Source organism: Solibacillus sp. FSL W7-1324 (assembly GCF_038008025.1).
GTDB lineage: Bacteria > Bacillota > Bacilli > Bacillales_A > Planococcaceae > Solibacillus.
Window position 1 is genome coordinate 3,375,585 of record NZ_JBBOYH010000001.1, and the last position, 13,256, is coordinate 3,388,840.

A 13,256-nucleotide genomic window follows, 5' to 3' on the forward strand; every position below is an offset into this window, starting at 1 on the left:
TATAGTTAATTGGTAAATTTGTTAAATAATTTATAAAAATTTTATTTCCCGGAAAATATATTTATATAAAAATCTCCACAAAAAAACACACCAACAGTAAATCGTTGGTGTGTAGAAATAATATTAGTCTTCACGACGTGGACGTGGACGACGATCACGAGATCCTTCGCGACGAGCACCGCCTTCACGACGACCTCCATCACGGCTTCCGCTACCAGAACGGCTTCCGCCACCTTCACGACGGCGATCTCCTCCACGACGGTCACCACCGCCACGGTTGCCACCACGGTTACGGTCATTACCGCCACGGCCGCGGCCTCCGCCACCATGTGAACGGTCACGACGCATTGGTAATGGACGCTCTTCTGATAAAGATACCGGTGTAGCATCCGGTTCTTTAGTGATTGATTTAAGTGCTGCTGCTACTAAGTCAAGTGCTTCGTTATTTTCCAATAACTTAGCAGCTAACTCGCGGTAAGTACCTAAATCATTATTTTGAACTAATTCCACCAATGTTTGCACTGCATCTTCTTGTAAGCCTACTAATGCTTCTTCAGATGTTGGTGGACGTAAAGGTGTCATACGTTTTTTCGTAGTTTCTTCTACGATACGTAAGTAGCCCATTTCACGAGGCGTTACGAATGTTACGGCAACACCGGATTTACCTGCACGGCCTGTACGACCGATACGGTGAACGTAAGACTCAGGGTCTTGTGGAATATCAAAGTTGTAAACATGCGTTACACCTGAAATATCCAATCCACGAGCCGCTACGTCTGTTGCGATTAAAATGTCAATTTTACCTTCTTTGAACTGACGTAAAACTGAAATACGTTTCGCCTGTGATAAGTCACCGTGAATACCTTCTGCTAAGAAACCACGTAAACCTAAAGCTTGGCTTAACTCATCAACACGGCGTTTTGTACGGCCGAAGATGATTGCTAATTCTGGTTTTTGAACGTCAAGTAAACGAGATAACGCATCGAATTTTTCACGCTCTGTTGCTTTTACGAAGAATTGCTCAATGTTTTCCATTGTTAATTCTTTCGCTTTAATTTTTACGATTTCAGGATCTTTCATGAATGTCTCTGCAATTTTACGGATTGCTGGAGGCATTGTCGCTGAAAATAGTAATGTTTGGCGATCAGATGGTACATTTTCTAAAATCGCATTAATATCATCGATGAAGCCCATGTTTAACATTTCGTCCGCTTCGTCTAAAACTAAAGTTTGTACTTCGTCTAAACGTAATGTACGACGGTTAATATGGTCTTGAATACGACCTGGTGTACCTACAATAATTTGTGGTTTGTTTTTTAATGCGCGGATTTGACGGCCGATTTCTTGACCACCGTAAACTGATAATAATTTTACGCGCTTATCATAACCTAATTTATAAAGTTCTTCTGAAACTTGGATTGCTAATTCGCGAGTCGGAGCAATTACTAATGCTTGGATATTCGGGTTTTTTGGATCGATTTTCTCGATTAAAGGAATACCAAACGCAGCTGTTTTACCAGTACCAGTTTGTGCTTGACCTAAAACGTCACGGCCAGCCATTGCAAATGTAACTGTTCCTTCTTGGATTGGTGTTGCTTCTTCAAATCCCATACGCTTAATAGAACGTAATGTCGATTCACTAATGTTTAATTCTGAAAAATTTGTCAAACTCTTCATTCTCCTTTTTCCTGTATAAGTTGACAAATGGTTACATTTTCAGATGAAATGGCGGCAAATTTCGAGCCATTGTATGTGGAACGTTTCCGTTACTTAAAAATTCTCTCTGCTTCATGGCAGAGTTTCTTATATGAAAAGGAAAGCCCGGTCATTGCCGAGCGGTTCAATTCTACCGTTTCTAATTGGATGTTGCTTTTGTAAAAATAGAATAAAACCGTTTATCAAAAAAAAGCACTCTTCACCTATAAGTCTGAAGAGCCTTCGCACAAAATGTATCCATTGCTTTTATTAGTCTAACACGGGTTGTAACGGTATGCAATGATATTGCTTTGTATCAAAATAGTCAGAAATTTATTACTCCAATAAAAATTGATACACTTGCTCAAACCATTGCTCACAATCATCACTGTAACAAATATGATGTTTTCCACAATCTGAAATATACATTTGCTTTTCCTGCGACTGAATTTGTTCAAATAAAATTTGGGCTGTTGCACTTGGCACAATACCATCCAGCTCCCCCTGTACAATAAAAGTGGGACACTGAATATTCTTTATATAAGGTTCTGTTCTCTTCACGACCTTCATAAATTCAATCGTCGCTGTTAATGGAACGTTTTTAAATTTAAATTTGTACCGTGCAAACAATTCGTTTTCTTCTAACTTCTGATGCACCATATCCTGGGCAATTGCGCGAACATCTTTTACTAACTGCGTAGGACTCACATACTTTGCTGCAGCACTTAGGAGTACCAATTTTTTTACTGGGTAACGTATAGATAAGTACATCGCAATGACACCACCCATTGAAAAACCGACGACTATGACTTCATCGACTTGCTTTTTCAACTGCCGATATGCGATCTCCGCCTCCATCATCCAATGTTCTGCTTTATAGCCTTTCATTGCCAAATGCTCTGCATCACCGTGACCGGAGAATGTCGGAATACTTATGAACCAATCTATTCGTTGCTCTATATAATGTGCAAAAGGCTCCACTTCATACGGTCCACCTGAAAATCCATGTAAAAACAGGACACCGATTTTCATCCAATCACCTGCTTCCATTAAGCTGTTAGTATCTATAATAAGCTACATCTAAAGTCGAAAAAAGTTATTGCGCTAAAAAAAAACGAGCTAGCACTAGGCTAACTCGATTGAATGAATAATTTTTTCCAACTGCATTCCACGAGAACCTTTTACTAAAAGGATGGACTCGTCTGTTGCATGAGATTGGATTTTCTCGATAATCGGTGCGTACTCATTTTCGGAGTACACTAAATGCACAGCATCAAAAGTTTCTTGCAGTTTATTATAGAGCCACTTCATGCGTGGGCCATATAAGCAAACATAGCGGATTTCATCAGGATTGATATGTGCCGCAATTCCTTCATGCATCGGCTTTTCATCGTTTCCAAGCTCAAGCATATCCCCAAGGACAAGCCACTTTTCATTGCGGATTGTTGTTTGCTCGACAAATTGGATGGCAGCATGCATCGAAGTTGGCGCAGCATTGTATGCATCATTAATAAATAATAAGTCACCAACCGGAACAAGCTGCATCCGCATATCTGTTAAAACTACTTTCTTTAATGCTTCGCGGATTTGTTCATCAGTCAATCCTAATGCCTTACTTACGAGCATTGCACTTAATGTATTTTTCACCTGGTGCTCGCCTAAAACCGAAATAAAGAAATCACCTTGGATCAGTCCATCTACATGGAAGCTGCTGCCTTGTGCTGTCGCTTCTATTTGGGAAGCGGTCAAACTCTGCGCTTCGCTAAAGCCAAATGCCTGTGTTTTTAACTGCGGTGTTTTTGCAACTAAGTTTTGAAGTAATGGTTCATCACCATCAAAGAAAAGAACGCCTTCTTCAGACAATCCTTTTACAATTTCAAACTTCGCCTTCGCAATCCCTTCACGTGATCCTAAGTCTTGCATATGAGCTTCACCGATATTTGTAATAATGGCATAATGCGGTCTTGCAAGCTTCGTTAAAAATTCAATTTCACCGAAACCGCTCATCCCCATTTCCAAAACGGACACTTCCGTATCCTCATCAAGCTGCAGGATTGTAATCGGTAAACCAAGCTGATTATTAAAGTTCCCGATTGTTTTTTGTACTTTAAAGTATGGAGAAAGCGCTCCCGCCAAAATATCTTTTGAAGACGTTTTCCCGTTTGAGCCGGTAATCCCGATAAATGTCGCTTGATGCTCATTGCGGTAACACTCCGCCATTTTTTGAAGTGCAAGTTCCGGATCCTTTACGAAAATCAATGGCAAATGTTCGGGCGGATTCGGTTCATCAATCATCCATAAAGAAGCGGCCGCGCCTTTTTCAAATGCCTGTTCAACAAAACGGTGCCCATTTACGGCTTCTCCACGGAAAGGAATAAATAAATCCCCTTTTGCAATTGTCCGTGTATCAATGGAAATACCTGTGACAATCGTTTCAGGAAATGACTGATCTTCTATCGTTAACCATTCTGCAATTTGCTGTAAACTTTTTTTCACTTTTTATCCCACTCAATCTCTGTTGTATTGAAGCTGTTGTTTTTCTGTATAACGTTCAAGTGCAAAATCGATCAGCTCTTTAATTAGCTGTGGATATGTTACATCCGTATGCTGCCATAATAATGGATACATGCTTACTGGTGTAAATCCTGGCATTGTATTTACTTCATTGATGAAAATTTCGTTGTTTTCAGTTACGAAGAAATCCGCACGCACTAATCCTGCGCCGTCAATCGCCTTAAATGCTTTTTTCGCCATATCTACCAAGTCCGTATATACCTTATTTTCTAATGGTGCCGGAATAATTAATGCTGTCGAGCCATCTTTATATTTTGAATCGTAATCATAAAACTCCGTCATCGGCTTAATTTCACCTGCTACCGAAACGTTAGGTGTATCATTTCCTAATACAGCAAGCTCAATTTCCCGCGCCGTTACGCCTTGTTCAATGACGATTTTGCGGTCGTACTGCAATGCAAATTGAACAGCTTTTTCTAGTTCCGCTGCATTGTTTGCTTTGCTGATGCCTACACTTGATCCTAAGTTAGCCGGCTTAACAAACATCGGATAACCTAAAGACTGTTCGCACTTTTTAATCCAAGCTTCTTTCTCACGTTCCCATTCACTACGAATGAAATATTCATAAGGTAATTGCGGCAAGTTTGCCATTTCAAACAGCTGCTTCATTACTACTTTATCCATGCCTGCAGCTGAACCAAGAACACCGTTGCCTACGTAAGGAATGTTCAGCACTTCCAAAAAGCCCTGTACCGTTCCATCTTCACCATTCGTACCATGCAGTAAAGGGAAGATTACATCGAATGGAGTTTCCATATGTTTTGCAATAAATTGCGAAATATTATTTTCAGACTGGTCTGATGTCGTTGTAAACTGCAATTGTTCAATCGTTTGAGCGGGTTCTGTTAATTGAGGTCCAACACGCCATTCACCCTTCAATGTTATAAAAACAGGGAAAACGTCAAACTCATTAAAATCCATTGCTTGCGTTACTGCCTTTGCAGTTGAGAGTGACACTTCATGCTCGGCTGACTTACCACCATATAATAAACCAATTCTTTTTTTCATTTTTTTGACCTCCAGTTTTCACTAACCTTATTTTATCACGAATACACTAAATGCTGACATCGGATAAAAAACACCCACTGCCCTGTTCGCTGTGAGTGTTAACTAATTTGTATTAATTCATCATAGCCTTGTTTTAATATTTCATCTAAATCATCCCAAACTTCATCCGGATAATCATAATCACTCAGCACTCGAACTTCGATTGCGTAATGGGAATTTGGTTTATCTAGTTTATATAATGACAGCAATGCACCTTCCTTAGCAAAAGGCCGATATTGTCTTAATGTCGAAGGATCGATTGTCGGTGAGTTATTTTTATTCTTTCTTCTCCAAAAGCTCCCAACACCTTCTTTATCTCTTATCATTTGATTAAATAGATTCGAAACAAGTATTTCAGAATCTCCTATAAAACGATAATATACTTTTGTCAGTTTGTCAGTTACAGATGAGTAATAAGCGTAGCGATTTTGCAATTTGCCGAAAAAAGGCGATGCAAGCGGTTCACGCTTATGACTAAAATAAAGGAGTTCTGCCTGTTCAAGGGGAGTTAATGTATTAACGTTTTTTTCTGTCGTAAAATCTACCCAGCATAAATCTTTCTTTAAGTCGCTTTCCTTTTTCAAAAAATCGCGCATATCTTCATTTGTTACAAAATCAAATTGTGTATGCATATTAAAAGAGCCGTTGTCATACGCGTGCTTTAATAGCAGAACATTTTTTACTGGCTCGACTGAAACCATAAACTCCTTCAGTGTAAGACCACTATAAATAACAAAATGTTCGACATCGTTCATATGAATATATAAATGATGCATAAAATCTTCAGCAGATTTCATTTTCTTCGCCACGATTTGCACGCCCCTTTAATATGAATAATATGATTATTATATGACTTCTCATTCAAATTTGAAACATTTTCTCACCTGTTTCGTCCAACTTTTAAATTAGTCTTACTAAAGTAATTTTTATAAGAATATGATAAAGTAAATAAAGCTTAAAACATTACGGCAGTTCCCGTGAAAAGTTTCCTATATTTGCACTTCTTTTACCGGGAAATGTTGTGCTCAAAGAACCTTCAATTTGTTGGTATCTTCTGGCCCTTGAACGGGTTAAATTTAATAATTTAAGGTGAATCGAATGGATACAAACAATTATAATTTTAATAAACGGTTCGACTGGCCACTTACTACAATCCTCCTCATATTTTTAGGGGTAAGTGTGCTTGCAATCGCATCTGCACAAACTTCAGGTCAATATGGAATAAATTTCATACCGAAGCAAATATTAAACTACGCAATTTTTGCTTTTATTGTTGCCTTTGTCATGTACTTTGACCCTGATCAGTATAAAAAAATGGCTTGGCCGTTGTACGGTTTCGGAATATTATTATTAATCGCCCTTGTCATTATTCCGACTTCAACTGGTTTAACTGTTGAAACAAACGGAGCAAAGAGCTGGTATAAAACACCAATCGGTAATATACAGCCTGCCGAATTTATGAAGACATTCTACATTTTAGCTTCGGCCTTTTTAATTAGTAAGCACAATGAAACTTACCAGATCAAAACGATAAAATCCGATTTAATGCTACTCGGCAAAATAGCACTAACATTAGGCGTGCCGCTTGGCTTCATTATGCTGCAGCCTGACTTAGGTTCTGCGCTAGTATTCTTTGCCATTACCGCTGCACTTGTAATTGTGGCAGGTGTAACGTGGAAAATTATTTTACCGCTGTTCGGCGGGGCTGTCGTTATAGGCGGTTCGTTATTATGGATGGCACTGTATATGCAGGATTTTCTGGAAAAGACATTTGGTTTCCAGCCATATCAGTTCGCTCGTATTTATTCATGGCTTGATCCTTACTCGTATGCAACATCAGATGGCTACCACTTAATTACTTCACTAAATGCAATTGGATCGGGTGAGGTTTTCGGTAAAGGCTTCATGTCGCGTGAAGTATATGTAGCGGAAAACCATACAGACTTTATCTTTGCCGTAATTGGCGAAGAATGGGGCTTTATCGGTGCGAGCGCGGTTATTTGCCTATATTTCCTGCTAATCTACCACTTAACGAAGATGACATTAATGTTAAAAGATCCGTTCTGTACTTATGTATGTGCAGGGATTATCGCGATGATTACATTCCATGTCTTTGAAAACATCGGTATGACAATCCAGCTTCTGCCGATTACAGGGATTCCTTTACCTTTCATTAGCTACGGAGGAAGTTCGATGATGGGGAATGCATTAGCGATCGGTTTAGTCTATAGTATGAAGTTTCATTACCGGACGTATATGTTTACAACAAATGATCCCGACGATGAATAATACAAAAGGACCCGTGGATGACACGGGTCCTTTTCCTATTGTTATAAATAAAAATAAGGTACGATGAACGGGTTTTCATCACACCTGATTTTCATTAATTTTGCGTTTGTGGAGTTTGTGTTGGTGGTGTTAAAACTTTTAAAAGCTCAAGACGAGATTTCGTAACTGTCGCCGTAACACCTAATTTTGATAAGTTTGTAACAATACGCTTTAAATCAATCTCTTTCGCCATTTGATTACACCTCAAACTTTCCTTTGTTAATATATATAACGTTTTTTCATGTTAAAAGTTTCAAATTAATAAGGTCAGACCTTTTACTACTTCATATGTTACCACGTATAAACTAATTTTTCTTTCCTGTTTTGTGACAAAACTAAAACATAATTAAACTTAACCGTTTATCAATAATAATAAACCTATTATTTAGAGAAATTTTTTTCTTATAAATTTTATAATTACTTTTGAAATAATCTCTATAATCCTTTTCGGATACATGTTATTTAATAATTTTATTTTCCCTGTAGTCAAAATGAATTGCATTATATTTCCAACTATGTTTAACAAAAATTACAAGTGGAAATATTGAAAATATCATGACCATTTTTGTGAAGTAATTCCGTTTAGAATAAACAAATTTTAGCCACACGGGCTTTTTCATCCATCATTCACATAGATGTTACTTCATTAGGAGGAACTTCAAATGCCACATATAGAAAAAAATATTTATATACCGAAAGAATTGATCCATTATCATACAAGTTTAAGTCACTCAGCTGAACAAGCAGCCATTTTACAACCGGTGAAACAACCTGCGTTCTTACATGAAAGTAAATTTGCCGGTCTTCCTTTTTTGACAAATAAAATGGAACATCCAAAAGATAAACATAACCGCTATATGCTTTTTCTAGCGCAGCTTAATTTTGCGGAAATCCAGCTTGATCACCCATTTCCGCAAGATGGTATATTGCAATTTTATATCCCGCAGCAATGTTACGAAAAGGAGAAGTCACATTCTGAATGTCGTTCTTTTAAAGTGCAGTATATCCCTTATCAAGGTCACTATAATGAATTTATTCATGATTTCACTTATTTAGAAGATGTAAACATCAGCAGTTTCCCGATTCAGCAGGAGATGAAGCTCATTGCAAAAACACAATTTGAGCCGGTTTCTGCAACGGATTACCGATTAAATAATTATTTCAAACCTGAAATTATGGATGCACCGATCACATTGGATGACCGTTCATTTCAGGATGTATATTTGGAATGTTATTTAGCGGCGGAACATAAAATCGGCGGCTATCCATATTTCATACATCAGGACTTCAGGAAAACTTCACCCTATTTGCAGCATTACGACACATTATTACTGCAAATCGTTTCCAACGATGAGCAAAAGATTATGTGGGGAGATAGCGGTATTATCAGTTTCTTCATCAACTCAAAAAAATTAGCACAATGCGATTTCTCGGATATTTACTTTCATGTTGAGGAATATTAATCATCAGGAAGCACTCGCTAGTAGTGTTTCTTTTTTTGTTTTGCTTCCATAGGCTATAATGATAAGAAAGAAAGTAGGTGAATCTTTTGAGCGCAATTACCCAAAGTTCCATACTCGTGCCACTTATAATGTTTATAAATATTCTATTTGCCCTGACTGTCATATTTTTAGAGCGCAAAAAGCCTTCATCGACCTGGGCATGGTTGCTCGTTCTTTTTTTCTTACCGTTTGTTGGCTTTTTCCTCTATTTATTGTTAGGAAGACAATTGAGAAAAAAACATTTATTCCGGTGGGATGGCAGAAAAGATATCGGGATTGAACAGCTGATTAATTATCAGATTGAAGCAATTGAAAGTAATGAGCTGGAACTGCGTACAGAAAACATTAAAAATTATAACCATCTTATTTATATGAATTTAAAAACAAATAACGCTGTTTTGACACAGGACAATGATGTGAAAATTTTCGTTGATGGCAGTGACAAGTTCGAAGCACTTATAAATGATATCCTACATGCGAAAAACCATATCCATATTCAATATTATATTTTTAAACTGGATAATTTGGGGCAACGTATTTTAAATGCTTTAATAAAAAAGGCGAAACAAGGTGTAAAAGTACGTGTACTGTTTGATGAAATGGGATCCCGCGGAGTTCGGAAGCGGCATTTTAAAGAGCTGATCGAAGCAGGCGGTGAAGTAGAAGTTTTTTTCCCTTCGATTTTACCTCTTATCAATCCGCGTCTAAACTTTAGAAATCACAGAAAAATTTCCATAATAGACGGGCGTGTCGGCTATATCGGCGGATTTAACGTCGGGGACGAATACTTAAGTTTATCGGATCGATTCGGCTACTGGCGCGATACCCACTTGCGTATTGAAGGGAGTGCTGTCCATCCATTACAGACTCGATTCATTTTGGACTGGAATCAGGCAAGCGCCAAAAATGATATTTGCTATGCAGAACGCTACTTCCCGATTATTCCTCTAAAAGGAATGGCAGCTTTGCAAATTATTTCAAGCGGGCCTGATACAGAATGGGAAGTCATTAAAAACAACTATTTGCATTTAATCTCAAATGCAAAAAAATACGTGTACATACAGTCCCCGTATTTCATTCCAGATGAATCGTTTTTTGATGCGATTCGAATCGCTGCCCTATCCGGAATCGACGTTCGGATTATGATTCCAAATAAACCTGACCATATGTTCGTCTATTGGGCGACCTATTCATATGTAGGACCACTCGTAGAAGCTGGAGCTAAAGTGTATCAATATGAGAAAGGCTTTATCCATGCAAAAATGATTGTCGTGGATGATGAAATCGCTTCAGTCGGTACCGCTAATATCGATGTCCGAAGCTTTAGTTTAAACTTTGAAGTGAATGCCCTTCTTTATGACGGGGAATTGGCACACAGTCTTGCTGAAATATTCGAACGTGATATATTAGACTGCTCAGAGCTCACATATGAACTGTATAATAACCGTTCTAATTTCATTAAATTCAAAGAATCCATTTCACGTTTATTGTCCCCAATTTTATAGAAAGGGTAATGAATGTAATAGTAGCTGAAGTTGAAAACCTTTTGCGCACAGAAAAAACCAATTTTCTTCCGAGAGAAAATTGGTTTTTTTGATCCCTATATTATTGAATCCCTAAATATTCTTCCAACGTTACGCCTGCTTCATATACCTTTGTGGCCAATTCCCCTTCTAAATAGCGGAAGTGCCAAGATTCATGCATGAAACCTGTGATTTCTTCTTTTCCTTTTGGATATCGTAAAATGAACCCGTATTTATGGGCATTTTGCGCCAACCACTGCCCTGCTTCGGTGTCGCCGAACTCATTTGTCAGCCATAATTCTTCACGACCTTTTTCCCCTATATCAAAAGCAAGTCCAGTTTGATGTTCGGAATATCCCGGTCTTGCACTATAGCGATCAGCCGCTTCTTTCCCGTCTCGCTTCACATAGCGGTCATATAGCGTTTGTTGATATTCGTAAGAACGGAAACCACTAAAAGCAACAAGCTCTAGCCCATTTTCCTTCGCAGCTTTTGCCATCTTTTCAAAAGCGGCACGCGCTTTAGGATCTTCCCCCTTATTGTATGTGGCAGGGAGCGGATTTTTCTTATTCGCAATTAAAACCCCTTTCACAAAAGTAGGTTCTGTTGCAGGTTTTTGGCCAACAATGTACCCATTTTCCAGCTCTACCTCTTCTGTAGCAGGTGGTGTTTCTTTAGCCGGTTCTTTAATTGGCTGTTCCGAACTTGAAGAAGGGTCTTCAGCGCTATCCGGTTCATCGCCATTTCCACTTTGTGGCTTCAATGGTTCTTCTTTTTCGTTTATTGTATTTTGTGTCTCTTTATTTTCCAGTTCATTTGGTTCAACAGATTTTTCTTCTGTAGCTGTTTGTGCTACTTCAAATTTATAATAAATAGATCCTAGGATCGCGATTAAAATAATAATTGAAATGGATACAATCATTGCGATCGGACTTTTTCTGTTTGCTTTTCTTTTCATTCCATTTCGCCTTCTTTTTCTATTTTTATCCTGTGACAATAATCAATAATACAATTACTGATAAAACCGCAAAAATCATCGACATCCTCTGCATCCATTTAGCTTCTTTTTCATGTCCCTTTTCTTTGAAGGTACGTGAACGGAAAAAATTCGTAAACGTAAACATAATTGTCATTGCTAAAATGGCTGCTTCCATATTTTGCTTCACAATGAAAAATAGTGCGGTTAAACTAGCCCCTGCAACTAAAATGAGTGAAATCGCTCTTTCGTATTTTTTCATTTTTCTCTCCTTACATGATGATTGCATGTAAAAGCAATCTAATTTTCAATCCTTGTTTAGTATAAAACTAGCGTAAATGATAATGCAATTTTGAAAATCTTATAGAATAAACTAGATTCCAAATAAAAAACTCTACATGTAATAATATATACCATGCAGAGTTTTCATATATTATTCTTTTTTTTCTGAAACTTTCAGGTGTACGAAGAATAAGGAAATACAATTGCCAATCTGCCCTACACTTAAGAATACGCAGGCTTTATAATATTAAACACTTTCGTACTCGACTTCCGGAATTTCAAATCGGAAAAATTCATGATGCAGCTCATCACGGAAATGTTTAGGTGTCACACCAGTGTACTTCTTGAAGATTCTAGTGAAATAACTCTGATTGCAGAAATGGAACTGATCTGAAATTGACGTAATACTTTTATTTGTATGACGTAAATAATATTGAGATTCCTCTACACGGCGAACATTTAAGTATTCCACTAACGTGATACCAACATGCTCACGGAATATACGCGATAAATGACTCGTACTAATATGGAAGTTTGCTGCAATACTTTCAACTGTCAAATCATTTTCCAGCTCATCATTTATGTACATAATTACTTTGTTTACTGTTTGGTGACGGAACGTTGGCTGTTTACGGTCCGCAATAAAGTACACATAAAAGTCAATTAAGTCATCTGCAAATTGCAGAAACTCGGCATCCTTCATCTTGTTTTCAATCATATCTGCACATGCTAAATTGAAGGCAAAGGCTTTTTTAGAAGGAACTTGATTATCTAAAAGCTTACGCGCAACAATTGAGGATAACGTAACAAAGTACGAGCGCACTACTTTAATGACTTGTTTTCCGAAGCGTGCGGATAATATGTCTATAATTTCATGTAATGTCTTCTTTGCTTTCGCTACTTCTAAATGATAGACTTCAAAAATCAATCGAGATTCCAGAACAAAAAAATCTTCGATACCAGCATATTGATTGATATTGTCAATCTCTTGAAAATATCGTTTTGAAATTGTTTCCGAGATTGAATATTGATGTAGTTGCATAAGTTACCCCATCTTTCTTCAGAATGACCTTCTATTACTTATTAAAAAAACAAGCCTTATACAAAATGTACAAGAATTTGTCAAAATTGCGCAGATTGGTTATATACCTTTCACGAGCCAGTCTGCCCTTCATAATAAGTGATATCATTATATTAATCATAAGAATTGTCCATAGGAAATTTCTTATATTAAGCAAAGTAATTATTTATACTATTATAATATGCATTGTTTTCCGCAAAATAGTACATTTTATTAGTAACTATAGTGAATATTACCATATTACAAGA

At 37.5% G+C, this 13,256-nt stretch carries 13 protein-coding genes; 4 read left to right on the plus strand and 9 right to left on the minus strand.

Annotated features, from left to right (window positions below):
* Nucleotides 1–123: 123 nt before the first annotated feature.
* Nucleotides 124–1,668: a DEAD/DEAH box helicase gene (locus tag MKY71_RS16860; RefSeq protein WP_339196351.1), complete on the minus strand. Its 1,545-nt coding sequence runs from the start codon at nt 1,666–1,668 to the stop codon at nt 124–126.
* Between the two features lie 36 nt (nt 1,669–1,704).
* On the opposite strand from MKY71_RS16860, the gene MKY71_RS16865 reads away from it, so the two are divergent.
* A complete protein-coding gene (locus MKY71_RS16865) occupies nt 1,705–1,878 on the plus strand; it encodes a hypothetical protein (protein WP_339174042.1) in 174 nt (57 codons plus the stop codon).
* Between the two features lie 153 nt (nt 1,879–2,031).
* Here the strand turns inward: MKY71_RS16865 and MKY71_RS16870 are convergent, their stop codons facing one another.
* The 4 genes from MKY71_RS16870 to MKY71_RS16885 form a co-directional block, all read right to left on the minus strand.
* Nucleotides 2,032–2,727: an alpha/beta hydrolase gene (locus MKY71_RS16870; protein WP_340733423.1), complete on the minus strand. Its 696-nt coding sequence runs from the start codon at nt 2,725–2,727 to the stop codon at nt 2,032–2,034.
* Nucleotides 2,728–2,820: 93 nt separating this feature from the next.
* Nucleotides 2,821–4,191, minus strand: coding sequence for a UDP-N-acetylmuramoyl-tripeptide--D-alanyl-D-alanine ligase (locus MKY71_RS16875; RefSeq protein ID WP_340733424.1), 1,371 nt, complete (start codon nt 4,189–4,191; stop codon nt 2,821–2,823).
* Nucleotides 4,192–4,203: 12 nt separating this feature from the next.
* Nucleotides 4,204–5,277 carry a D-alanine--D-alanine ligase gene (locus MKY71_RS16880; protein ID WP_339174050.1) on the minus strand — a complete coding sequence of 358 codons (1,074 nt, stop codon included), beginning with the start codon at nt 5,275–5,277 and terminating at the stop codon, nt 4,204–4,206.
* 98 nt (nt 5,278–5,375) lie between these two features.
* Complete coding sequence (locus tag MKY71_RS16885; RefSeq protein WP_339174051.1) at nt 5,376–6,125, minus strand: hypothetical protein; 750 nt, start codon at nt 6,123–6,125, stop codon at nt 5,376–5,378.
* A 289-nt stretch (nt 6,126–6,414) separates the two neighbouring features.
* On the opposite strand from MKY71_RS16885, the gene MKY71_RS16890 reads away from it, so the two are divergent.
* Nucleotides 6,415–7,605 carry an FtsW/RodA/SpoVE family cell cycle protein gene (locus tag MKY71_RS16890; protein WP_340733425.1) on the plus strand — a complete coding sequence of 397 codons (1,191 nt, stop codon included), beginning with the start codon at nt 6,415–6,417 and terminating at the stop codon, nt 7,603–7,605.
* Nucleotides 7,606–7,699: 94 nt separating this feature from the next.
* On the opposite strand, the gene MKY71_RS16895 is transcribed toward MKY71_RS16890, so the two are convergent.
* A complete protein-coding gene (locus MKY71_RS16895) occupies nt 7,700–7,837 on the minus strand; it encodes an Lmo0850 family protein (RefSeq protein ID WP_176141992.1) in 138 nt (45 codons plus the stop codon).
* A 469-nt stretch (nt 7,838–8,306) separates the two neighbouring features.
* Here MKY71_RS16895 and MKY71_RS16900 point away from each other — a divergent pair, with 469 nt between their 5' ends.
* Entirely contained in the window at nt 8,307–9,107 is an 801-nt protein-coding gene (locus tag MKY71_RS16900) for a YwqG family protein (protein ID WP_339174056.1), read from the plus strand.
* A gap of 128 nt (nt 9,108–9,235) precedes the next feature.
* Entirely contained in the window at nt 9,236–10,651 is a 1,416-nt protein-coding gene (gene cls / locus MKY71_RS16905; RefSeq protein ID WP_445265756.1) for a cardiolipin synthase, read from the plus strand.
* 100 nt (nt 10,652–10,751) lie between these two features.
* Here cls and MKY71_RS16910 read toward each other — a convergent pair whose 3' ends face one another.
* The 3 genes from MKY71_RS16910 to MKY71_RS16920 form a co-directional block, all read right to left on the minus strand.
* On the minus strand, nt 10,752–11,627 hold the full coding sequence (locus MKY71_RS16910; RefSeq protein ID WP_340733426.1) for a M15 family metallopeptidase: 876 nt from the start codon (nt 11,625–11,627) through the stop codon (nt 10,752–10,754).
* A 25-nt stretch (nt 11,628–11,652) separates the two neighbouring features.
* Nucleotides 11,653–11,907 carry a hypothetical protein gene (locus tag MKY71_RS16915; RefSeq protein WP_339174064.1) on the minus strand — a complete coding sequence of 85 codons (255 nt, stop codon included), beginning with the start codon at nt 11,905–11,907 and terminating at the stop codon, nt 11,653–11,655.
* 267 nt (nt 11,908–12,174) lie between these two features.
* The gene (locus tag MKY71_RS16920; protein ID WP_339174067.1) at nt 12,175–12,969 is read right to left on the minus strand and encodes a helix-turn-helix transcriptional regulator; all 795 of its coding nucleotides are present in this window, start codon (nt 12,967–12,969) and stop codon (nt 12,175–12,177) included.
* Between the last annotated feature and the right edge of the window lie 287 nt (nt 12,970–13,256).